17 protein-coding genes are annotated in these 22039 nt (G+C 67.3%); 3 read left to right on the top strand and 14 right to left on the bottom strand.

From position 1 onward, the window contains the following. Positions 1-48: 48 nt before the first annotated feature. Positions 49-666, top strand: a complete 618-nt coding sequence (locus AC3QL2_RS21815; protein WP_493232417.1) for a DVUA0089 family protein — start codon at positions 49-51, stop codon at positions 664-666. Here the strand turns inward: AC3QL2_RS21815 and AC3QL2_RS21810 are convergent. The 12 genes from AC3QL2_RS21810 to AC3QL2_RS21755 all read right to left on the bottom strand — a co-directional run bounded on the left by AC3QL2_RS21810 (position 663) and on the right by AC3QL2_RS21755 (position 15725). Continuing rightward, on the bottom strand, positions 663-2231 hold the full coding sequence (locus tag AC3QL2_RS21810) for an acyl CoA:acetate/3-ketoacid CoA transferase (RefSeq protein ID WP_493232416.1): 1569 nt from the start codon (positions 2229-2231) through the stop codon (positions 663-665). The genes AC3QL2_RS21815 and AC3QL2_RS21810 overlap by 4 nt on opposite strands. 13 nt (positions 2232-2244) lie before the next feature. Next, positions 2245-4032: an acyl-CoA dehydrogenase gene (locus AC3QL2_RS21805; protein WP_493232415.1), complete on the bottom strand. Its 1788-nt coding sequence runs from the start codon at positions 4030-4032 to the stop codon at positions 2245-2247. 51 nt (positions 4033-4083) lie between these two features. Continuing rightward, positions 4084-5430: a porin gene (locus tag AC3QL2_RS21800; RefSeq protein WP_493232414.1), complete on the bottom strand. Its 1347-nt coding sequence runs from the start codon at positions 5428-5430 to the stop codon at positions 4084-4086. A 204-nt stretch (positions 5431-5634) separates the two neighbouring features. Further along, positions 5635-6054, bottom strand: coding sequence for an acyl-CoA thioesterase (locus AC3QL2_RS21795; RefSeq protein WP_079433857.1), 420 nt, complete (start codon positions 6052-6054; stop codon positions 5635-5637). Positions 6055-6064: 10 nt separating this feature from the next. Then, positions 6065-6832: a 3-hydroxyacyl-CoA dehydrogenase gene (locus AC3QL2_RS21790; protein WP_481118303.1), complete on the bottom strand. Its 768-nt coding sequence runs from the start codon at positions 6830-6832 to the stop codon at positions 6065-6067. A gap of 49 nt (positions 6833-6881) precedes the next feature. Then, positions 6882-8141 (bottom strand): thiolase family protein, encoded by a 1260-nt coding sequence (locus tag AC3QL2_RS21785; RefSeq protein WP_493232413.1) that lies wholly within the window; start codon positions 8139-8141, stop codon positions 6882-6884. Beyond that, positions 8138-8908, bottom strand: a complete 771-nt coding sequence (locus tag AC3QL2_RS21780) for a crotonase/enoyl-CoA hydratase family protein (protein WP_493232412.1) — start codon at positions 8906-8908, stop codon at positions 8138-8140. The genes AC3QL2_RS21785 and AC3QL2_RS21780 overlap by 4 nt, the downstream gene beginning before the upstream one ends. Positions 8909-8948: 40 nt before the next feature. Further along, complete coding sequence (locus tag AC3QL2_RS21775; protein WP_493232411.1) at positions 8949-10823, bottom strand: feruloyl-CoA synthase; 1875 nt, start codon at positions 10821-10823, stop codon at positions 8949-8951. Between the two features lie 9 nt (positions 10824-10832). Beyond that, positions 10833-11975 carry an ABC transporter substrate-binding protein gene (locus AC3QL2_RS21770; RefSeq protein ID WP_493232410.1) on the bottom strand — a complete coding sequence of 381 codons (1143 nt, stop codon included), beginning with the start codon at positions 11973-11975 and terminating at the stop codon, positions 10833-10835. A gap of 107 nt (positions 11976-12082) precedes the next feature. Then, the gene (locus AC3QL2_RS21765) at positions 12083-12841 is read right to left on the bottom strand and encodes an ABC transporter ATP-binding protein (protein WP_493232409.1); all 759 of its coding nucleotides are present in this window, start codon (positions 12839-12841) and stop codon (positions 12083-12085) included. Beyond that, positions 12841-14694, bottom strand: a complete 1854-nt coding sequence (locus AC3QL2_RS21760) for a branched-chain amino acid ABC transporter ATP-binding protein/permease (RefSeq protein ID WP_493232408.1) — start codon at positions 14692-14694, stop codon at positions 12841-12843. Before AC3QL2_RS21760 ends, AC3QL2_RS21765 begins: the two co-directional genes overlap by 1 nt. Further along, positions 14691-15725 carry a branched-chain amino acid ABC transporter permease gene (locus AC3QL2_RS21755; protein ID WP_493232407.1) on the bottom strand — a complete coding sequence of 345 codons (1035 nt, stop codon included), beginning with the start codon at positions 15723-15725 and terminating at the stop codon, positions 14691-14693. The genes AC3QL2_RS21760 and AC3QL2_RS21755 overlap by 4 nt, the downstream gene beginning before the upstream one ends. Before the next feature lie 333 nt (positions 15726-16058). On the opposite strand from AC3QL2_RS21755, the gene AC3QL2_RS21750 reads away from it, so the two are divergent. Together AC3QL2_RS21750 and AC3QL2_RS21745 are read left to right on the top strand one after the other, a co-directional pair. Then, the gene (locus tag AC3QL2_RS21750) at positions 16059-16961 is read left to right on the top strand and encodes a TetR/AcrR family transcriptional regulator (RefSeq protein ID WP_493232406.1); all 903 of its coding nucleotides are present in this window, start codon (positions 16059-16061) and stop codon (positions 16959-16961) included. 165 nt (positions 16962-17126) lie between these two features. Beyond that, positions 17127-19709 (top strand): sensor domain-containing diguanylate cyclase, encoded by a 2583-nt coding sequence (locus AC3QL2_RS21745; RefSeq protein WP_493232405.1) that lies wholly within the window; start codon positions 17127-17129, stop codon positions 19707-19709. Positions 19710-19737: 28 nt separating this feature from the next. Here AC3QL2_RS21745 and AC3QL2_RS21740 read toward each other — a convergent pair whose 3' ends face one another. Further along, complete coding sequence (locus tag AC3QL2_RS21740) at positions 19738-20886, bottom strand: histidine kinase (RefSeq protein WP_493232404.1); 1149 nt, start codon at positions 20884-20886, stop codon at positions 19738-19740. Further along, entirely contained in the window at positions 20879-22030 is a 1152-nt protein-coding gene (nosP, locus tag AC3QL2_RS21735) for a nitric oxide-sensing protein NosP (protein WP_493232403.1), read from the bottom strand. The genes AC3QL2_RS21740 and nosP overlap by 8 nt, the downstream gene beginning before the upstream one ends. Positions 22031-22039 lie beyond the last annotated feature (9 nt).

The following is a 22039-nucleotide window of genomic DNA, read 5'->3' as shown; positions in this document are numbered from 1 at the left end:
AACCGCACACCATTCACTGGATGCCGGTCCGGTTTCACGGAGATCCCCATGCAATACTCCGGCTTCCCACGCTGCCTTGCCGTCGCGCTGCTTTGCGTCGCGCCGCACGCCTCCGCCGGGAATTACAGCTTCTCCGGTCGTCTCGATGATGCAGGCAACCCCGCGCTGGTGGGCAGCGATCTGGGCGCGCCGCAATTTGCCACCGAAGGTGCCATCGCCAACAACGTCGCGCTGTACACCTTCAACGTGGCGGCCAGCGGAACTGCCAGCTTCACCAGTCTCGGCTTCTCCGGTGGCGGCGTCGATCCCTATTTCAGCCTGTTCAGCGGCAGTGGCAATGCCGCCAGCTTCATCGGTTCGAACTACGTGCAGGCCTTTTCGACGGGGGGCGATTTCGCGTTCAGCTTCGTCCTCTCCCCCGGCGACTACACGATCACGCTCGGCAGTTTCGCCAATATGTCCCTCGCCGAGAACGCTGGCACCGGTACGCTGGGTGACGGTTTCAGCGGCCTCGGCCAGGCGGGCGCCCTGGGCTCTAGCTTTTACAAGCTGGACGTCGGCGTACCCAATCTTCCCAATGACGCCCCCGAGCCGGGAACCCTGCTGCTGCTGGGGCTCGCCGGCGTCGTGCTGGGCGTGATCCGTTACTTCCGGTCCCGCCGTTAGGCACGCTCTCCAAGCAGCCCGGCGAGCCCGCCCCATTCCGGCTTGAAGATCTCCGCGTCCATCAGCGTGAGGTCGCGGATGATCGGCCGGAAGCGCATGTGGGCGAGAACGTCCCGCTCCAGGTCGATGCCCGGCGCGATCTCGGTGAGCTCCATGCCTTCCTCGGTCAGCCGGAACACCGCCCTCTCGGTCACGTACAGCACCGGCTGGCGGATGCCCTGGGCGTAGCGGCCGCTGAAGGTGATCTGCTCCACCTGGTCCAGAAACTTGCTGTGTCCGCCCTCCTGCACCACCGTCACGCGGCCGTCGGCAATCTCCACCTGCAGGTCGCCCGCCGTGAAGGTGCCGCAGAAAACCACCTTGCGGGCATTCTGCGTGATGTTGATGAAGCCGCCGCAGCCCACCGGCCGACCATTGAACTTGCTGACATTCACATTGCCGACCGCATCGGTCTGCGCGAGGCCCAGGAAGGCCACGTCGATGCCGCCGCCGTCGTAGAAATCGAACTGGGCCGGTTGCTCGATGACCGCCTCCGCGTTGAGCGCGTGGCCGAAGTCGAAGCCGCCCGCCGGCACGCCGCCGATCGGGCCGGTCTCCAGCGTCAGGGACATCAGCTGATCCACGTGCTCCTCGGCGGCCACCGCGGCGACGCCTTCCGGCATGCCGATGCCCAGGTTCACCACCGCGCCGGCCTTCAGCTCCATCGCCGCCCGCCGCGCAATCACCTTGCGCGGGTCCAGCGGCAGCGGCGGCGTGGAGCCACGCAGCACCTTGATGTCGCCCGCGTAGGCCGGATTGAAGTAGGTCGCCATGGTCTGCAGGTGGTTCTCCGCCTTGCCGACCACCACGTAGTCCACGACCACGCCGGGGATCTTCACCTGCTTGGGATGCAGCGAACCGGCGCGCACCACGTGCTCCACCTGAGCGATCACGATGCCGCCGCTGGCCCGCGCCGCCTGGGCCACCGACAGGCTCTCCAGCAACACGCCTTCCCGGTCCATCGTGATGTTGCCCTTCTCGTCGGCCACCGAACCGCGGATCAGCGCCACGTCCACCTTGGGCGCCTTGAATTGCAGCCACTCCTCGCCATCCATCTCGATGAGCTTCACCAGGTCTTCCTCGGTCCGGCGGTTCACCTTGCCGCCTTCGATGCGCGGATCGACGAAGGTACCCAACCCGACCTTGGTGATGAAGCCCGGCCGGCGCCCCGCCACCTGGCGCGGCAATAACGCCAGCACGCCCTGGGGCAGGTTGTAGGCCTCGATGCGCTCCTCCATGATCAGCTTCATGAGGTTCGGCCCGCCGACGCCGAAGTGCCCGCCGACCAGGCGCTTGATCAGCCCTTCATGGGCGAAATGGTGCATGCCCCGGTCCTTGCCGTTGCCGACGCCGGTGGAGTGATACAGCGTCAGGTCACGCGGATGGCCGGTGGCGAGAAAGGCCGCCTCGATGGCCTTGGCCACTTCCTCCGGAAAGCCGGCCAGGCCCATGCCGGTGCAGAACACGGTGGCGCCGTTGGGAATCAGGCGAGCGACGTCGCCCGCCTCGATGAAACGGGTAGTCATGGATTTCTCCTTGTCAGAAGGCGGCTTCGCTGAAGGCCGACAGTGCGGGGCCGGCCGTCTGCACGGTCTGCGCACGGGCAGCCACTTCGGGCAGCACTGTGGCGAAGTAGAAGTGGGCCAGCTCCACCAGGCTGCGCAGATAGATCGCGTCGCCGTCGCCTGCGGCCAGCTGAAGCCGGGCGGCCTGGGCCATGCGCCCCATCTGCCACGCACCGACTACACTGCCGAGCAGGCGCAGGAACGGCACCGCCCCAGCCAGCACATCGGCCAGACGGGTCTTGCCGTTGGCGAGGATCCAGTCCGTCGTGCCTTCCAATGCGGCGACAGCCGCATCCAGCCCGTCGGCCAGCGCTGCGAAATCATTGCCGCGCAGCGAAGCCACGCCGTCGCGCAGTTCGGCGATCAGCTCGCGCAGGGTTTCGCCGTTCTCGCGGAGGATCTTGCGGCCGATCAGGTCGTTGGCCTGGATGCCGGTGGTGCCTTCGTAAATGGTGATGATGCGGGCGTCGCGGAAGAACTGGGCGATGCCGGTCTCCTCGACGAAACCCATACCGCCGAAGACCTGGATCGCCTCGTCGCAGACGTCGTTGCCGACCTCGGTGCACCAGCCCTTGGCCACCGGCATCAGCAGATCCACGTAGCGCCGGGCCTTGCCGGCGGCCGCCGCGTCCGGGCTGTGGTGGGCGATGTCGAACCAGCCGGCGGCGGTGTACAGCAGGCCGCGCATCGCCATCACGCGGGCGCGCATGCCGAGCAGCATGCGCTTCACGTCCGGGTGGTGGACGATCGGTCGCCCCGCTTCGCCGCTCACCGCGTCGCGCCCCTGCACCCGCTCGCGGGCGTAGGCCAGCGCGTACTGGTAGGCCCGCTCGCCGAGGCCGAGGCCCTGCACGCCGACGCCGAAGCGGGCTTCGTTCATCATGATGAACATGGTTTCCAGACCCCGGTTCGGCTGGCCGACCAGCCAGCCGATCGCGCCACCAGCGTCACCGAAGCTCAGCGTGCAGGTCGGGCTGCCGTGGATGCCCATCTTGTGCTCGATGGAGATGCAGCGCACGTCGTTCTTCGCGCCCGGCTGGCCGTCCGCATCGAGCAGGTACTTGGGCACGATGAACAGGGACAGGCCCTTCACGCCGGCCGGTGCGTCCGGCAGCCGGGCCAGCACCAGATGCACGATGTTGGGGGTCAGCTCATGCTCGCCGTAGGAGATGAAGATCTTCTGCCCGAACAGCCGGTAGCTGCCGTCCGCGCCCGGTTCGGCACGACAGCGCGTGGCCGCCAGGTCGGAGCCCGCCTGGGGCTCGGTGAGGTTCATCGTCGCCGCCCATTCGCCGCTCACCACCTTGCCGAGCCACAGGGCCTTCTGCTCGTCGGATGCGGCGATCTCCAGCGCCTCGGCCTGCCCCACGTTGAGCTGCGGCAGCATCGTAAAGGCCATGTTGGTGGAGAACCACATCTCCCACACCGCCGTGGACAGCAGCTTGGGCAGGCCCTGGCCGCCGTGCTCGACGGGCAGCGACAGGCCGATCCAGCCGGCTTCGGCGAACTGCTTGTAAGCCTCGGCCCAGCCGTCGGGGGTGATCACCCGGCCGTCGTCGGTCAGCCGGCAACCCTGCAGGTCACCCTGCCGGTTGATCGGTGCCAGCACGCCGGCGGCAAACTTGCCCGCCTCTTCCAGCACGGCGTTCACCAGGTCCTCGCTGGCCTCCTCGCAACCCGGCAGGCGGGCGATGTCATCGAGTCCGGCCAGCGCCTTCATCAGGAATTGCATGTCCCGCAGGGGAGCTTGATAGTCGGTCATGGTGGCGTCTCCACAGCCGGGCCCGTGGGCCCGGGTTTCAGGTTGAAGGGATCAGAAGCGGTAGCGCAGGCCGATCATGCTGGCATTCTGCGACCCACCGGCCGGCGGCGAAATGCCGGCACCGACCGATGCCGCGTACTGGGCCTTGGCGCTGTTGTCGATGTGGGCCAGCTGCAGGTAGGTCGAGAAGTCCTTGTCGAAGGAATAGAAGCCGCGCAGCACGATCAGGCTGCCGTCCCGCTCCTGGTCCTTGTTGAGGATGCGCTGGAAGCTGCCGTCCACCGAGATGCGGGTGGTGATTGGATGCGCGCCTTCCACGTAGTAGATGTCCGACTTCACCTGCGCCGCGGCGGCATCCACCTTGCGGCCCAGCCAGCCGAAGCCGACGCGGCCCTGGCCCAGCTTCACGTAGCCGCCCAGCGCGGTGCGGGTGTCGGTGTCGCCGGAGTTGGTGAAGGCGATCGCCGCCGTGCCGTTGAAGAAGGACGCGGTGGCGCCGGTGCCGCCGTGCTGCACGTCGGTGGCCGCTGCCACGCCAAAGCGCTCGTCGTCATAGCGGATCATCGCAGACCAGCCCTTGCAGGAATCGGCGTTGCCGGCAATCTCGCCGGCGCAGGTTCCGGACGACGGCGTGCCGCCCTTGGTATCGCGGCCGGCGCTGTAGTTGATGCCCATCGACAGCTTGGAGAAGGTGCCGCGCCACGCGATGCTGTTGTCGAAGCGGGCGCTCGGCAGGTAGTAGTCGAAGGAACCCAGACCATAGATGTTGGGGCCCAGCAGGTCCGAGCTGTCCATGCCGAACAGCAGCATGGAGTACTGGCGGCCGAAGGTGAAGGTGCCGATCGGCGTGTCGATGCCCGCGTAAAGCTGGCGGCCGAACAGGCGCCCGCCCTGGCCCAGGGAGCCATCGTCCATGTTGAAGCCGGCCTCGGCAACGCCGACCGCCTTGTAACCGTCCATCAGGTCCTTCACCGCCTTCACGCCGACCCGCGACGCGATGGTGCCGGTGACGCTCGGCAGCCGGTTGAGGCTGCCCTTGCTGGTGCCCTGCTGCACGTTGCCGATGTGCTCGTAGCCACCGTCGAGCACGCCATAGAAGCTGAGCTGCGGTGCCCCCGGCACCAGGCTGGCGACCTTCGCGCCGACGCTCGTCGCAGGAGCTGCAGCCGGTGCCGCGGCGGGCGCGGCTGCCTGGGCGGCACGCAGATTTTGCAGTTCAGCGAAGATCTTCTGGATCAGCACCTTCTGCTCGGCCACTTCGCGCTTCAGCGCATCGTTCTCCGCGTCGGCCAGGGCCGGTACGCTGGCGCCGAGGCCGCAGGCGGCCAGCACGGCGACAGCCAGCGGGCGCTGCCAGGTGTTGAAGGTTTGTGCGGTGTGACGGTTTGTTGTTTTCATCGTGGGTCTCCTCCTTGGTCCGGCATCGAGGCCGGAATGGTTTTGCCCGTACGGGCGCCTTCACGGGGCGTCAGTCGCCATTCCATGAATCCTTGGGACGCACCGGCCCCGGGCCGGTCCGCGACGGGTCAGGTCGGCGGCGCGGCCCCAGCGGGCGCGTCAGATAGGGAGCAGGCCGGGCTTGCCCGGCGGCGGATCAGCCGGCTATTCGCACAGCGCGCGGTAGTCCTCGGGGATCGGCACCGCGCGGATGCGCAGCGGATCCTCCGGGTCCTGGCGGGCGAACACGCGCACCTCGCGGCCTTCGCACAGCACCGTGTCGCCGCGACGGGCGACGTGGCGCATCACGAAACTCTTGGTGTTCCAGGCCTCCACCGAAGAGTCGATCTCGATGTCCTCGCCGTAGGTGGCCGAGTTCATGAACTTGGCCTGGGCATCCACCAGCGGCGTGCCGATGATGCCGCGCTCGGCGGTGGTGTCGCGCCAGCTCGGCACGCCGCAAGCGGTGAAGAACTCCCGGCTGGCCGTGTCGAACCACTTGAAGTAGTTGGCGAAGAAGACGATCTGCGCCGGATCGCAGTCGCTGAAGGCGATGCGCAGGCGGTGGGTGTGGCTGCGGGCCATCGTCGCCTCCTTACTTCGCCGCCAGACGGGTCGCCCCGTCGAGGCGGATCGTCTCGCCGTTGAGCATCACGTTCTCGACGATGTGCTTCGCCAGCGCCGCGTATTCCGCCGGCTGGCCGAGGCGCGGCGGAAACGGCACCGACGCGCCCAGCGAGGCCTGCACCTCGGCCGGTAGCGTGTGCATCATCGGCGTGATGAACAGGCCCGGCGCGATGGTCATCACGCGGATGCCGTGGCGCGCCAGCTCGCGGGCGATCGGCAGCGTCATCGCCACGATGCCGCCCTTCGACGCCGCGTAGGCAGCCTGGCCGATCTGCCCCTCGTAGGCGGCGACGGAGGCAGTGTTGATGATCACGCCGCGCTCGCCATCAGGGCCGGCCTCGCCCTTGCTCATCGCGTCGGCGGCCAGGCGGATCATGTTGAAGCTGCCCACCAGGTTCACGTTGACCACCCTGGCGAAGGCGTCCAGTGCCAGCGGCCCCTCTTTACCCAGCACCTTGGCGGCATTGCCGATGCCGGCGCAATTGACCAGCCCGTGCAGGCCGCCGAAGCGGCTCAACGCCAGCGCCACGCAGGCCTGGGCATCGGCCTCGTCGGCTACGTTGGTGCGCTGGAACGCGGCGCGCTCACCCAGTTCGGTGACCAGCCGGTCGCCGAGTTCGGCGTTGAGGTCGGCGATCACGACATTGGCGCCGGCGGCGTGGAAGGCCCGCACGGTGGCCTCGCCGAGGCCCGAGGCCCCGCCGGTGACGATGAAGCTATGGTTGTGAAGCTGCATTGGCTGTGTCTCCGTATGTTCTTGTGGCTTTGTCTTCCTGCCGCGGCAATCAAGCGCTTTCCAGCAGCACCGCCGCGCCTTGCCCGCCGCCGGCGCAGGCCGAGGACACGCCGTACTGCTGGCCGGCCTCCTGCAGTTCGCGGGCGACGGTGAGGGTCAGGCGTACGCCGGAGGCGCCGAGCGGGTGGCCGATGGCGATGGCGCCGCCATGCACGTTGGCCTTGTCCCGGTCCAGCCCCAGTTCCCGCTCGCAGGCCAGGTACTGGGCGCCGAAGGCCTCGTTGATCTCGACGCGGCCGATGTCGCCGACGCTGATGCCCGCCTTGGCCGCCGCCGCGCGGATGGCCGGCGCCGGGCCGATGCCCATGATCTCCGGCGGCACCGCCACCACCGCACCGCCGACGATGCGGGCCAGCGGCTTGAGACCGTGGGCGCGCACCCAGTCGCCGCGAGCGACGATCACCGCCGCCGCGCCATCGACGATGGCCGAGCTGTTGCCGCCGGTCTGCACGCCGCCGAAGGCCGGCTTGAGCTTGTTCAGCGTTTCGAAGGAGGTCGGGCGCACGTGGCCGTCGCGCTCGAAGCGGGCCACCCGGTCCGCCAGCTTGATGCTGCGGGGCTTGTAGCCGTCCAGCTCCCAGGTGGCGTTCTCGACAGCCGTCACCTCGTCGGCGAACCAGCCGCTCTCCCAGCCTGCGCAGGCGCGGGCGAAGCTCTGCTCAGCGAAGCGGTCCACTTCCTCGCGGCCGATGCCGTAGCGGCGCGCCAGGTTCTCGGCGGTGTCGCCCATGCCGATGCCGGGCGCGGTGTCCTTGGTGGCTTCCCACAGGAAGTCACGGAAATCCACCTGCCCCATGCGGAAGCCGGCGCGGTGGGTGTAGGCCGCCACCGGGTTGCGCGACATGGACTCGGTGCCCACCGCCAGCACCACGCTGGCCTTGCCGAGGGTGATCTGGTCGGCGGCGCTCAGGATCGTCTCGAAGCCGGTGCAGCACAGGCGCTGCACTAGCAGCGCCGGGGCCAGCGGATTGATGCCCGAATACAGCCCGATGTGGCGCGGCAGGAAGTAGGCGTCGAAGCTCGACTGGGCCATGTTGCCGGCGATGATGGCGTTCACTTCGCTGGCCGGGATGCCGCTCTTCGCGAACAGCGCGCGGGCGGCGCAGATGCCCAGGTCGGTGGCGGAGGCGTCGCGCAGCGGGCCGGCGTAATCGGCAAACGGTGTACGCTGGCCGGCCACCAGCCAGATGTCGTCGTAGGTGGCGCCGAGGGCGGCCGCTTCGGAGGCGGCGAAAGCGTGGGTGCTCATGTGCGGGGTCCTTGTCCTTTGCGCTGGAGGAATTCGCCGATGCGGCCGGCCACTTCAGGGCTGGTTTGCGTGAGTGCGGCGGTGAGGGATTCGACGAAGAAGCCGTCGTCGGTGGCCATGTTGTCGATGCGGGCGATGGCCGAGCACATCGCCCAGTTGGCCATCGGGGCGTTCTCGGCGACGCGGGCGGCGAGCTGCTGGGCCTTGGCCAGCGCCTCGCCCTTGCCGACCACGTAGTGGGACAGGCCCAGGCGCTGGCCCTCCTCCGCGTCGAGAATGCGGCCGGTCAGCATCATTTCGCACATGCGGCCCGGCCCGATGATCTTGGCCACGCGCACCGACGCGCCGCCGCCGACGAAGATGCCGTGGCGGCCTTCGGGCAGCTGGTAGATCGTGGTCGGCTCGGCGACGCGGATGTGCGTCGCGGTGGCCAGCTCCAGCCCGCCGCCGATCACCGCCCCGTGCAATGCGGCGATCACCGGGATGCCGCCGTGCTGGATGCGGTGGAAGATGCGGTGCCACCACTGGGAGTGCTGCATCACGCCGAAGGGCTCCCGGTGCTGGTGCTCGGCCAGGTCGAGGCCGGCGCAGAAGTGGTCGCCCTCCCCGGCCAGGATGATCGCCCGGGTGCCTTCGGGCGTCGCCGTCAGGGCTTCGTCCAACGCCCGCAGCAGGCGGTCGGACACCGCGTTGCGCTTGGCCGGCCGGGCCAGGGTGATCGTGTAGATGACGCCATCCTGCGACGTCTTGACGAGTTGTTCACTCATTGCTGTTTCCTTTTGTCGTTCTTGTTTGTCTTGTTGCGCCCTACACCGCGCCGTGCACCGTGATGACGGTCTTGTCGGGCACGTCGGCGTACAGGTAGGCCACCAGGTCGGCGCGGCGGTTGAGCACCGCACGCTGGTTGATGTAGCCCTTGTCGGTGATCTCGCCCGCCTCCACCGACGGCGGTTCGGCAACGAGCAGCGCCCGCGCCGGATAGGTGGAGGTGCCGCCGCCCAGGTTCTTCATCATCGCCATGCCCTGGCGCACGCGGGACAGCACCGCCGGGTTGGTGAGCACCTGCTCCACCGGCGCGTCCGGCGGCAGGTTCGGGCACAGGGTCCGGCACTCGGGGATGTTCGGGAAAACCAGGAAGCCGATCTCGTCCCGGTCGTGGCCGGTGACGACGATGTCCTGGGCCACCGGCTTCAGCGCGTCGATGCCGGCCACCCGCAGGGAGCCCACATGCACCCAGGTGCCGGTGAGGAGCTTGAAGTCCTCGCCGACGCGGCCGTCGAAGACCAGCCCAAGGGCCGGGCGCACCACATCGACGAACTCCACCGCGTCGCCGATCATGTAGTAGCCCTCGTCGTCGAAGGCCTTGGCGGTGACGTCCGGCTGGCGCCAGTAGCCGGGGAAGACGTTGGGGCCCTTGACCCGCACCTCCATCTTGTCGGCGGCGGGCACCAGCTTCAGTGCGGTGCCCGGCACCGGCACGCCGATCACGCCGGAGCGCACCGCGCGGAAGTGGCAGTCGGTGGCCATCGGCCCGGTCTCGGTGGCGCCCCAGGAGGACACCATCAGAATGCGCTTGCCGGTGGATTCCTCCGACAGGTCTTCCAGCGCACTCCACAGGTGGTTGGGCAGCGCGGCGCCGGCGTAGAAGATGAACTTCAGGCGACGGAAGAAGTTGTCGCGCAGCGCCTTGTCCTCGCGCAGCAGCGGCACCAGCATGTCGTAGGCGCGCGGCACGTTGAAGTACACCGTCGGCGAGACTTCCTTCAGGTTGGCGACGGTCCTGGCGATCTGGGCCGGCGTCGGCTTGCCCTCGTCGATGTAGAGCGAGCCGCCCCAGCGCAGCACCATGTTGAAATTGTGGTTGCTGCCGAACGTATGGCTCCACGGCAGCCATTCCATCAGCACCGGCGGCTCCTCGGCCAGCACCGGCCACATCAGCTCCTTGGCCTTCTGGTTGGAGCACATCATGCGCTGGGTGTTGATGACCGCCTTCGGCGTGCCGACCGAGCCCGAGGTAAACAGAAACTTGCCGATGGTGTCCGGCGTGATGCGCGCGAAGGCCGACATCACAGCCGCCTCGTTGGCCTCCCCTTCCAGTTCGGAGAAGGGAATCGTGCCGTCCACCCGCGCGCCGCCCCCGCCGGCCACCACCACGCCGTTGTGCAGGTGGCGGATCGCCTCGATGGCCGGCAGGAAGCGCTCCACCGGGTCGGCGTAGATCACGCCGGGGCGCAGCAGCTCGATGTTGCCCTTGAGCTTGGCGTGGTCCTTCGACAGCAGCGAGTTGCCGGACGAGATCGCGCAGGACGGCACGCCGATGTGCATCGCGGCAAGCATCAGCAGCGCGTGCTCGATGGAGTTGTCCGACAGCATCACCACCGGCCGCTCCGGCGACAGGTTCTGGCCGAGCAGCCAGCTGGCGATGCGGACCACGCGCTGGCGCGCCTCGCCGTAGCTCACCTCGATCCACGCCCCGTCCGCGCCGCGCTGGGCGAGGAACATCCGTTCGGGCGTGACACGGGCCCAGTGCTCCAGCCATTCGCCGACGCAGCGCGCGTAGGTGTCGGGCAGCGGGATACCGGAGCGCAGGATGCGGGTGCCGTCGGCGCGGGCCTCGATCAGCACCAGCGGCTCGGTGAACATCGGCCGGCTGAGTTCGGTGATTTCATTGAGCATGTTCATCGCCCGTCCTTACTTGGTGAGCAGCGTATAGGCGCCGCCGACCACGTGGATCAGCACCCGGCCGCGCTGGTCGAGGCCGAAGTGGTCGGTCGGGCTCATGTTGTAAACGCCGTGGGTGGCAACCACCTCCTTGTTGCTCTCCAGCGCGTCACGCAAGGCCTTGCGGAATTCCGGCGTGCCGGGCTTGGCCTTCTTGAGGGCCACCGGCACCGCCGCCTCGATCAGCCGGTAGGCATCGAAAGCATGGCCGGCGAAGGACACGAAACTGCCGGCGCCGTACTTCTCCTCGTACCTCTGCACGAACTCCATGCCGAGCTTCTTGGACGGATGGCTGTCGGGAATCTGCTTGGCGGCGACCACCGGGCCGACAGGCATGATCACGCCTTCGGCGGCCTTGCCGGCGACGTTGAGGAAGGTCTGGTTCACCGCCGCGTGGGTCTGGTAGATCTGGCCCTTGTAACCACGCTCCACCAGCGCCGTCTGCGGCAGCGCCGCCGGGCTGCCGGAGGCGGCGACGAGCACCGCGTCCGGCCGCGCCGAGACCAGCTTGAGCACTTGGCCGCTGACCGAGGTGTCGTTGCGGGCGTAGCGCTCGACCGCCGCCAGCTTGATGCCGGCCTGGGCCAGCAGCGGTGTGACGACGTTGAGCCAGTCTTCGCCATACACGTCGGAGAAACCGATGAAGCCGACGCTCTTCACGCCGCGCGCCTTCATGTTGTCCACCAGCGCACCGGCCATCAGCGCGTTGTTCTGCGGTGTGCGGAAAACCCAGGCGTTCTTGTCGGCCGGCACATTGACCGGCGAGATGGCGATCTGCGGCGTCTTGCTCTCGAAGGCGACTTCGGCGATGGCCACCGAGGCCGGCGTGCTGGCCGAGCCGACCAGCACGTCCACCTTGTCCTCGGAGACCAGCTTGCGGGCGTTCTTCGACGCGGCCGACGGATCGGTGGCATCGTCGAGGACGATGTACTTGACGTTCTCGCCGGCGATCTTGGTCGGCAGGATCGCGAAGACGTTCTTCTCCGGAATGCCGAGGGAGGCCGCCGGCCCGGTGGAAGACAGGGAGACGCCGACGGTGATGTCGGCCAGCGCGGCTTGGCTGGCCAGCAGCGCGGCACCGGAAAACACGACGGCGAGTTTCTTCATCCTCATTGTTGCTCCTTTGGTCTCATGCCCCCTTTGTTGGGGCGTGGTTTCTAGGTGAGCGGGTCTTGGCGCCCGGCTTCGTTTTGGATTGCTGTTGTCCTTTTACTTGCTGGTCACGTCGCCAGCATGTCCTGGTGCTTGCCGCCGAGGCCCAGGTAGGCCTCGATGACCCGCGGGTCGTCGCGCAGTTGGTCGGCCGGGCCTTCCATCGCCACCGCGCCGGTTTCCAGCACGTAGGCGTAGTCGGCCACCGCCAGCGCGGCGCGGGCGTTCTGCTCGACGAGCAGGATCGACACGCCGCGGCGGCGCAGCTCGGCGATGATGCGGAAGATCTCGCGGGTGATCAGCGGCGCCAGGCCCAGGCTGGGTTCGTCGAGCATCAGCAGCTTGGGCTTGGCCATCAGCGCGCGGCCCACCGCCAGCATCTGCCGCTCGCCACCGGACAGCGTGCCGGCGGCCTGGCTGCGGCGCTCCTTGAGGCGCGGGAAGAGGCCGAAGACCTCCTCCATGGTGTCCTTGTACTTGCGGTCGCCGCTGCGGTAGCGGTGGAAGGCGCCCAGTTCCAGGTTGTCTTCCACGCTCATCTCGCCGAACAGCTCGCGCTTCTCGGGCACCAGGCTCATGCCGCCGGCCACAAGGCGCTCCACGTCGGGGGCCACTTCCAGTTGGCCGTCGAAGCGCACCTGCCCCTTCGATTCGAGCAGGCCGATGATCGCCGACAGCATGGTGGTCTTGCCGGCGCCGTTGGGCCCGATCACCGTGACGATCTGCCCTTCGCCGACGCGCAGGCTCGCGTTGGTGAGCGCTTCGACCTTGCCGTAGGCCACGCACAGCTTGCTGACTTCCAGCACATTGCGGGTCGTCGTGTTCATCACTCCACTCCCCCCAGGTAGGCTTCCAGTACGCGCGGGTTCTGCTGCACCTCGTCGGGCAGGCCTTCGGCGATCTTCTGGCCGAACTCCATCACCACCACGCGATCCACCAGGCCCATCACGAAGTCCATGTCGTGCTCCACCAGCAGGATCGCCATGCCTTCGCCGCGCAGCTTGACCAGCAGCTCGCCGAGGGCCTGCTTCTCCTTCAGGCGCAGGCCGGCAGCAGGCTCGTCGAGCAGCAGCAGGCAGGGGTCGGAAGCCAGCGCCCGGGCGATCTCGAGGATGCGCTGCTGGCCGAGGGCCAGGCTGCCGGCTTCGGCGTGCATGAATTCGCCGAGGCCGACACGCTCGATCTGGTAGGCAGCCTCGCGCAGCAGGCGGGCTTCTTCGTCCCGGTCCATACGCCAGGCGGCCGGCAGCACGCCGCGGCTGCCGCGCAGGTGGGCGCCGAGGGCGACGTTTTCCAGCACCGTCATGCGCGGCAGCAGGCGTACGTGCTGGAAGCTGCGGCTCATGCCGAGGCGGGCGATCTCCCGCGAGCCGTGGCCGGCGATGGACTTGCCGCGGAACAGCACCTCGCCGGAGGTCGGGGTATCGACGCCGGACAGCTGGTTGAACATGGTGCTCTTGCCGGCGCCGTTGGGGCCGATCAGCGCCAGGATCTCGCCGGCCTTCACGTGCAGGTTCATGTCGTTGTTGGCGACGAGGCCGCCAAAACGCCGGGTCACGTTCTTCGCTTCGAGGATCACCTCGCCGGCGGTCGGCATGGCCTTGCGCGGCAGCGGCTCGGCGGCGGCATCCACGTGGCGCACCGTGCTGCGGCTCGGCGCCAGGCGGGCGATCAGCGGCCACAGGCCTTCCCGCGCCCGCTGCAAGAGCACCACCATCAGCAGGCCGAAGATGATCGTCTCGAAGTTGCCGGACGCGCCGAGCAGGCTCGGCAGCCAGTCCTGCAGCCACTGCTTGAGCAGGGTGATCACGCCGGCGCCGACGATGGCGCCCCACACCTGCCCCGCCCCACCGACTACCGCCATGAACAGGTACTCGATGCCCACATGCACGCCGAAGGGCGACGGATTGACGAAGCGCTGCAGGTGGGCGTACAGCCAGCCGGACGCGGCGGCGTGCAGCGCGGCGATCACGAAGATGATCATCCGCGAGCGGGAGGTATTCACGCCCATCGCCTCGGCCATCACCATGCCGCCTTTCAGCGCGCGGATCGCCCGCCCTTCGCGGGAATCCAGCAGGTTGCGGGTGGTCAGCACGGCCACCAGCAGGAAGGCCCAGATCAGGTAGAACAGCTCGCGGCCCTCGTCCAGCTCCCAGCCGAACAGGCTGATCGGCGGGATGCCGGTGAGGCCAGTGTGGCCACCGAGGGTGTCCATGGTGCCGAACAGGAAGTACAGGCTCATGCCCCAGGCGATGGTGCCGAGCGGCAGGTAGTGGCCAGACAGGCGTAGCGTCAGGGAGCCGAGGATCAGCGCCACGGTGGCGGTGAGCAGCAGGCCGACCACTAGCGCGGCCCACGGGGACGACGCCCAGGCCAGCCAGGCTGGCAGATCCGGGCTGGTGGTGAGCACCGCCGTGGTGTAGGCGCCAAGGCCGACGAAGGCCGCCTGGCCGAAGCTGGTCAGCCCGCCGACGCCGGTCAGCAACACCAGGCCAAGGGCCACCATCGCCGCCAGGCCGATGTAGTTGAGCAGCGTCACGTAGAACTCGGGCAGCACCGCCGGCGCCACCGCCAGCAGGGCCAGCAGCACGAGCGGCAGGCTGACGGCGAAACGGGTGGCCGGCGCAGAACCGGTGGTGGGCAGCAGCGTCACGGCTGCGTTGCGGACGGGGGCGTTCATTCTTCTTCCTCCACGTGGTGGCTGGTGAAGGAGCGCCACATCAGCACCGGGATGATCAGCGTGAAAACGAAGACTTCCTTGTAAGCGCTGGCCCAGAAGGACGAGAAGGACTCCAGTACGCCGACCAGCAGCGCGCCGGCGGCGGCGATGGGATAGCTGGCGAGGCCACCGACGATGGCTGCGACGAAGCCCTTGAGCCCGATCAGGAAGCCGGTGTCGTAGTAGATGGTGGTCAGCGGCGCGATCAGGATGCCCGACAGCACGCCGATGAAGGCCGCCAGCAGGAAGGTGAGCTTGCCCGCGAAGACCGGCGAGAAACCCATCAGGCGCGCACCGTTGCGGTTGATGGCGGTGGCACGCAGGGCCTTGCCGTACAGGCTGCGCTCGAAGAACAGCCACAGCCCGCCGATCAGCGCCGCCGACACGGCGACCACCCACACCTGCTGTCCGCTGACGGTCAGGCTACCTAACGCAAACTGGGCATCGGAGAAGGCCGATGTGCGTGCCCCTTCGGCGCCGAAGAACAGCAGGCCGAGGCCGACCATCGCCACGTGGATCGCCACCGAGACGATCAGCAGGATCAGCACCGGCGCTTCCGCCACCGGCTGATAGGCGAGCCGATATACCAGCGGCCCCAGCGGCACCAGGATCGCCAGCGTCAGCAGCGCCTGCACGAGGATCGAAGGATCGGGCGGCAGCGCATACAGCAGTGCGGCCAGCGCCAGCGGGTAGCCGAGGCACCAGCCCAAGCTGGCCGCCAGCCCCGCCCGGCTGCCGCCGCGCAACGCTTTCCAGGCGTCCAGCCCGGCGGCCAGCGCACCAAGGACGACCAGCAGCCACAGGGTGGCGGGCACCTTGCCCTGCTGCAGCATGGCCATGGTGAGGGCCCCGTAGGCCACGTACTCGCCCTGGGGAATGAAGATGACGCGGGTCACGGCGAACACCAGTACCAGCGCCAGGGCCAGCAGCGCATACACCGCGCCGGAGGTGATGCCGTCCTGGGTCAGGATCAGCGCAATATCCAGTTCCATCAAAGCCTCCCCAACCTGCCGGCGCCGCGGATCATGCCGCGCCACGCCCAAACCCGCAGGGGAACCGATGAAACCGGAGCTTGAGAGCTCGGTCTCGGGCACATCTGTTGTCTCCTCACATTCCTGTAAGTGGAACCGGACGGCGGCTTGAGTCGCTCTTTTCCGGTAGGTGCTGCCTTATGTCTGCAGCGTGATGTCACTGTATCGTTCACTAACTACCCTGTCAAACACTTGGATAACTAATTAGTTAAAATTTCGGTGACGGGGAAATCGGCCCGCGGCAGGGTCGCCGGTGGCTGGTTTAGACTGACGGGGACAGGAAAGGCAGGACACATGGCAACACAGCAGGAAACACCCACCGCCCCCGCACAGGACAGCGAGGCGGCGATTCTCGAACTGGCGCGCAGCGAGCCCGAACTCGGACAGGCCGCGGTCGCCCGGCGGCTGCAGGACCAGGGCTACCGCATCTCCCCGTCCGGGGTCCGCTACATCTGGCAGAAGCACGACCTGGAAACCACGGTGAAGCGCCTCAACGCGCTGGCCGCGGATTCCGCTGACGGTGTGGAGGCGCTGACCGACAGCCAGCGCGAGCTGCTGGAACGCAGCTCCGTCACGGCCCGCCTGCTCCACCCCGGCGGCAACGACGGCACGGCGGCGGACGAACCGCTGGAGCGCAGCGAAATCATCATCAACGCCGCGGCCGAGCTGTTCAGCACCGCCGGCTACGACCGCACGTCGATCCGCGACATCGCCAGCCGCGTCGGCCTGCTGCCGGGCTCCATCTACCACCACTTCCCGTCCAAGGAAGAGCTCTACATCGCCGTCCACCGGGAAGGCTTCCGCCGCGTGCTGAAGCGCGCCAGGGCCGCCGGCAAAGGGATCACCGATCCATGGGAACGCCTTCGGCGGGCCTGCGAAGTGCATGTGCACGGGATGACCGACGGCTCGCCGGTAGACCGCATTACCGGCACCAATCTGGCGCTTATCGGCAATGACGAACTCCAGGCACGGATCCAGCCTTTCCGTGACGAATATGAGCAGGTCTTCCGCGAACTGATCGATACGCTGCCGCTACGCCCTGGCGTTGACCGCAAGCTCTTCCGCCTGACCCTGCTGGGCAGCATGAACTGGGTCTACCTGTGGTACCGCCCGGGGCAACGCACGCCAGCCCAGATTGCGTCGGCGATGCTCGACATGATCCGCGACGGCGTGGCCCCCATCGCAAGCCAAGACTGAGTGGAGTACCCCGGGCCGGGAATTACTCACGAAAGGTACGTATAACTTAAGGCTTAGGAATAGAGCCTATTTATAATTTGAGACCAAATCCTCACGTCCCGACTCCGTGCCATCAGCCCCTTTCCGTCCGCAGCCCCGCCCAGTACCCGACGCCTGGAGCGCGCCGTGCTGAAGCTGCGCATCCCGCGCCTGCGGTCCAGGCGCCTGCCGATACTCGCATGGCTCACGCTGGCCCTGGCCTCCGGAGCGGTCGGTATCTATTGGTGGCGCGTGGATGCCTTCTACCAGCAGCTGCATGACGACGCGCTGGCGCAGGTCAACCTGCGCGCGGTCGAACTCGCGGGCTCCGTCGCCGCCCACACGGAAACGACCATCCGCAGCGTCGACCTGGCGCTACGCCACCTGCGCGACGAATACGCAGCCGGGCGCGACATCGACGAAATCGTCCGCACCATCCGCGAGAGCTTTCCGCCCGACGCCATCGTGCAGGTGGCAGTGATCGGCCCCGACGGCTACCTCAGGAAAACCAGCATCGGCCGCTCTGAACGGACCTACCTGGGCGACCGGGAACATTTCCGCGCCCACCTGGACACACCCGACGACAGCCTGTTCATCAGCCACCCTGTCCTGGGGCGCGCCTCGGGCGTGTGGTCCATCCAGTTCACCCGCCCCATTCGCCGCAACGGTGAATTCGGCGGCGTCATGGTCCTGTCGATCGCTCCTCAGTACCTTGCCGACAGCCACCAGCAGATCGAACAGAGCGGCCACAATGTGGTGTCCCTGTTCCGCACCGACGGCAGCTATCTCGTCCGCACCCCGCGGCTGCTCGAGGCAATGGGCAAGCGCCTGCCGGCCGACCGCCCCTTCCTACGCGCCAATGCGCCAGCACGGGGCAGCTTCCGGACGACGGCGGCGTTCGACACGATCGCCCGCACCTATGCCTGGCATCGCCTCACCAACTACCCGGTCGTCGTCAATGTGGGGCTCGACGAGGACGCGCCGCTGGCCCGCCTGAATGCCGACATCGAGCGCTCCCATTTCCGGACCACCGTGGGCGGTGCCATCGTCCTGCTGCTGGCGGGGGTCGTCTCCCAGCTGCTCCACCGCGCAGCCCGCCAGCAGGAAGCCCTGGTCGCCAGCGAGCGGCGCCATCGCTCCTTCTTCGAGCGGAATGCATCGGTCAAACTGGTCGTCGACCCGCAGGACGGCCGCATCGTGGACGCCAACCCGGCCGCGATTCGCTATTACGGCTACCTGCGGGAGACCCTTCTTGGCATGCGCATGAGCGACCTAAACCGGCAGGAGCCGGAGCAGGATCGCCTCGAAATGCACCGGGCCCTGCGCGAGGAGCGCACCTCCTTCAGCGCCCGCCATCGCCTGGCAAACGGCAGCGAGCGGGACGTGGAGGTGTATTCGGGCCCGGTGGATGTGGACGGCAGGACGCTGCTGTACTCCATCGTCCATGACGTCACGGCCCGCCGCGAACTGGAGACTCGCCTCGCCGAAAGCGAGGACCTGCATCGCAACCTGTTCATGACGGTCGCCGACGGCATCACGGTCATGAGCCGCGACGGCAACGTCGCAGCGTGGAACGAGGCTGCCCTCGCCATCCTCGGCGTCGACGCGGCAGACATGCGCTCGCGCGGCTACCTGATGTACGACGCGGCCGGCACGCCCCTGGCGCTCGCCGACTATCCGTCGTCGCGTGCGGCCCGCGGCGAGTTCGTCGACCACCAGCTCTACAGCGTGCAGCACCTGGACGGCAAGCGCGTGTGGATCAGCGTCAGCAGCCGTCCGCTGCACGTCGGTAGCGCCACTCAGGGCGCCGCAGCAGTGCTCTCCTTCTCCGACATCACCAAGCTGGTGGACGCCGAGGAGTCGCTGCGCGTCGCCGAATCCGTTTTCGAGGTGGCCAGTGAAGGCATCATCGTCACCGACGCGGACAACCGCATCATCGCGGTGAACCCGGCCTTCACGGTACTGACCGGCTACACGCAGGCCGAGGTGGTCGGCAAGCGGCCGGCCGTACTTGCATCAGGCATCCATGACTCGGCCTTCTACACCGGCCTGTGGCAGCACCTCGAACGGGACGGACGCTGGGAAGGCGAGATCAGCAATCGCCGCAAGGATGGCCGCCTGTACATCTCGTGGCTGCGCATCAACGTCGTGCCGGAACGGCTAGGTCACGGCAAGCGCTACGTCGGCCTGTTCAGCGATGTCACCGACCGCAAGCGTGAGGCCGACGCGGTGTGGCGCCAGGCCAACTTCGACGCCCTCACTGGCCTGGCCAACCGCAAGCGCCTCGAAGACCGACTCCAGCAGGCCATCGCCCGCGCCCATCGCAACCAGACATCGGTGGCGGTGCTGTTCATCGATCTGGACCGCTTCAAGCCGATCAACGACCAATACGGACACGCCGCCGGCGACGAGTTGCTGCGCCAGGTGGCCGGCCGCCTGGAGAACTGCCTGCGCGACGAGGACACCGTAGCCCGTCTGGGCGGTGACGAGTTCATCGCCGTGCTACCCGATCTGCAGATTGCGGAAATTCCCGACCGGGTGGCCGAAAAGATCGTCTCGGTGCTGAACGAGCCCCATCGCCTGGGCACGCATATCGTCGATGTCTCGTGCAGCATCGGCGTCAGCCTCTTCCCCACCGACGGCGACACCCCCGGCAAGCTGATCGCCGCCGCCGATGCCGCGATGTACGAGGCCAAGCAGGCCGGGCGCGGCACCTGGCAGCGGGGCTAGGCCGCCCTTGCGCCTGATCGCGTGATGATCAAGGCGCGGAGGCCGGACGGCTCACGGGCAGTATGACGGTAAAGGTGGAGCCGCAGCCCGGCGTGCTGTCGACCTCGATGCGCCCGGCGTGGCGCTCGACGATCCCGTAGCACAAGGACAGGCCCAAGCCCGTCCCCTTGCCCACCGGCTTGGTGGTGAAGAAGGGGTCGAAGATCCGGGCCCGGATCTCGGGGGCGATACCAGCGCCGGTATCGCTGATGGCAACGCGTACCGTATCGCCATCGACACAGGTCCGGATGGTGATCGTGCCCTGGGTCGCGATGGCCTGAGCGGCATTGACCAGCAGATTCATGAACACCTGGTTGAGCTGGGACGGCAGGCACTCCACCAACGGCAGCTCGCCGTAATCGCGCACCACCTCAGCCTTGTACTTGATCTCATTGCGGACCACGTTGAGGGTGCTGTCGATACAGCCATGGAGGTTGGTCCACTCGCGAACACTCTCTCCGGCCCGCGAAAAATCGCGCAGGTCCTGCACGATCACGCGGACCCGCTCGGTGCCCTCCAGCGATTCCTCGATCAGCGGCGCCATATCCTCGCGCAGAAAATCGATGTCCGCCGCACGTCGGGCCTGCTGCAGGCGGGCCGCCACCTCCGGATCCGCCTGCAGGCGCGCATCACAGGACTCATAGACCGCCAGCACGTCCAGCAGCTTGGCCGCGTAATCCTTGAGGGTGCCGAGATTGGAATTGACGAAACAGATCGGATTGTTGATCTCATGGGCCACGCCTGCCGCCAACTGGCCGATGGAGGCCAGCTTTTCCGATTGCAGCAACTGGCCATGAGCATCCTCGAGCTGACGGATCAGCGCCTTCTGCTCGTCTTTTTCGCCTTCCAGCGCCACCTGGGTCAGCTTGTGCTCCTCGATCTCCTGCTCCATGCGCGCCTTGGCTTGCTGCAGCTCCCGGTTCATCGCCTCATTCTTGCGCAAGGCGATCTCGAGCTCCTGCGTCCTCCGGCGAACCTGCTGCTCGAGCAGCAAGGTGTTCTGGAACATGCCGAAGCTCGTGGTCTGGGAGTTCATGGACTGCTCGGCGCGCTTGATCAGTGCGGCCACCACCTTATTGAGACGGACAACCTCCGCCTTCAGGGCGTCGTCCCCTTGCAACGCGACAGGCTCAGTCATGGCCAAGCTCCCGATACTCGCCAATCGCCAGCCCGGTCAGGGTCTGATTCACATGTACTCCCCAGAACTGCTCGCCATACGTGCAAAAGCCGATACTGTTCGCCTGCCGGTAAATCTCATCCACTGTGGACTTAAGCCCACGCTGCCCCATCTCGAGGTTGCGCAGCACGCAATCGAACCCCAGCGTCAGCTGAGGCGCTCCCAGGGCGTCACGAATGTCCTGGAAGGTCTGCCGCACACTGGCCAGCAGATCGGTGGCACGCGCCACACGAAAGACCAGCCCCTCCTCAATCGCACAGTAGAACGTTAGGCTGCCGTCCGGATTGACGCTGCGGATCGAACGCACATAGTCCGAACCGTTGATGACCACGACCACGGGCACGGCCGCAAAGGCGTCGGGACGCAAGTCCTCGACGCTGACACCGGCGATCCGCGCATATTCGCTGGCTGCCGGCAGACCGTTGATCTCCCTGACGATCCGCCGACCCGCATCCGCGGCCGTGACCACCAATCGCTCATCCAGGCATTCGAAATGCTGGGTCTTGAAGACATGGACCGGGCAATCGGTGTGGACCACCATCAGCGCGGCAGCATCCTCATGAAAAGCGCCATCGAAATAGACCTGCGTCCTTGCGAAGCGCAGATCGTCTCCAGCCGAGCCCCCCACCAGCGGCAGATTGCCGATGCCGTCCTGGAAGGCCCGTGCGACCAGTTCCTCGCGTACCGACAGCCCGTCCACCAGCATCAGCGCAAAGCCATTGTGGCGGTGGCCGTCATGGAGTTCAAGCGCATCGTACAAGGCATAAGCAAAGCGTCGCCCCGCATCCAGGTCGAATTCGGCAAGGCCGCTCAGCAAGGCCGCTTGTACGGAAAAATGAGCCCCGGAAAAGCTCGTACCGGAAAGACTCCGATCCCGGTATCCCACCGGGCCGATCTCCCCGGCGGTGGTACACCCCACCACGGTGACGCCTGGAAAACAGGCCCGCATCTCCGTCGCCAGCACGTCCAGATCGTAATGGCTCGAACAGAAGAAGATCACGGCTGACATGTCCGGCTGCACGACAGCAGCGTGAAACTCACGCACGGCCGCCGCGGCATCGACAGCGCAGGACTGGGCAGAACGGCAGGCGTGGACGACTTCCATGACGGTTCT

It is taken from the genome of Zoogloea sp. GW822-FHT05C07 (assembly GCF_058800215.1).
The sequence above is the reverse complement of the archived record's forward strand: the minus strand, read 5'-3'. Positions and strand labels throughout refer to the sequence as shown.

Bases quoted from the DNA above. Each gene is read 5' to 3' on its own strand.
- AC3QL2_RS21785 (WP_493232413.1), bottom strand. From the start codon at position 8,141: ATGAGCACCCACGCTTTCGCCGCCTCCGAAGCGGCCGCCCTCGGCGCC.
- AC3QL2_RS21810 (WP_493232416.1), bottom strand. From the start codon at position 2,231: ATGACTACCCGTTTCATCGAGGCGGGCGACGTCGCTCGCCTGATTCCC.
- AC3QL2_RS21790 (WP_481118303.1), bottom strand. From the start codon at position 6,832: ATGCAGCTTCACAACCATAGCTTCATCGTCACCGGCGGGGCCTCGGGC.
- AC3QL2_RS21765 (WP_493232409.1), bottom strand. From the start codon at position 12,841: ATGAACACGACGACCCGCAATGTGCTGGAAGTCAGCAAGCTGTGCGTG.
- nosP (WP_493232403.1), bottom strand. From the start codon at position 22,030: ATGGAAGTCGTCCACGCCTGCCGTTCTGCCCAGTCCTGCGCTGTCGAT.
- AC3QL2_RS21775 (WP_493232411.1), bottom strand. From the start codon at position 10,823: ATGAACATGCTCAATGAAATCACCGAACTCAGCCGGCCGATGTTCACC.
- AC3QL2_RS21760 (WP_493232408.1), bottom strand. From the start codon at position 14,694: ATGAACGCCCCCGTCCGCAACGCAGCCGTGACGCTGCTGCCCACCACC.
- AC3QL2_RS21750 (WP_493232406.1), top strand. From the start codon at position 16,059: ATGGCAACACAGCAGGAAACACCCACCGCCCCCGCACAGGACAGCGAG.
- AC3QL2_RS21740 (WP_493232404.1), bottom strand. From the start codon at position 20,886: ATGACTGAGCCTGTCGCGTTGCAAGGGGACGACGCCCTGAAGGCGGAG.
- AC3QL2_RS21795 (WP_079433857.1), bottom strand. From the start codon at position 6,054: ATGGCCCGCAGCCACACCCACCGCCTGCGCATCGCCTTCAGCGACTGC.
- AC3QL2_RS21770 (WP_493232410.1), bottom strand. From the start codon at position 11,975: ATGAGGATGAAGAAACTCGCCGTCGTGTTTTCCGGTGCCGCGCTGCTG.
- AC3QL2_RS21800 (WP_493232414.1), bottom strand. From the start codon at position 5,430: ATGAAAACAACAAACCGTCACACCGCACAAACCTTCAACACCTGGCAG.
- AC3QL2_RS21780 (WP_493232412.1), bottom strand. From the start codon at position 8,908: ATGAGTGAACAACTCGTCAAGACGTCGCAGGATGGCGTCATCTACACG.
- AC3QL2_RS21805 (WP_493232415.1), bottom strand. From the start codon at position 4,032: ATGACCGACTATCAAGCTCCCCTGCGGGACATGCAATTCCTGATGAAG.
- AC3QL2_RS21755 (WP_493232407.1), bottom strand. From the start codon at position 15,725: ATGGAACTGGATATTGCGCTGATCCTGACCCAGGACGGCATCACCTCC.
- AC3QL2_RS21815 (WP_493232417.1), top strand. From the start codon at position 49: ATGCAATACTCCGGCTTCCCACGCTGCCTTGCCGTCGCGCTGCTTTGC.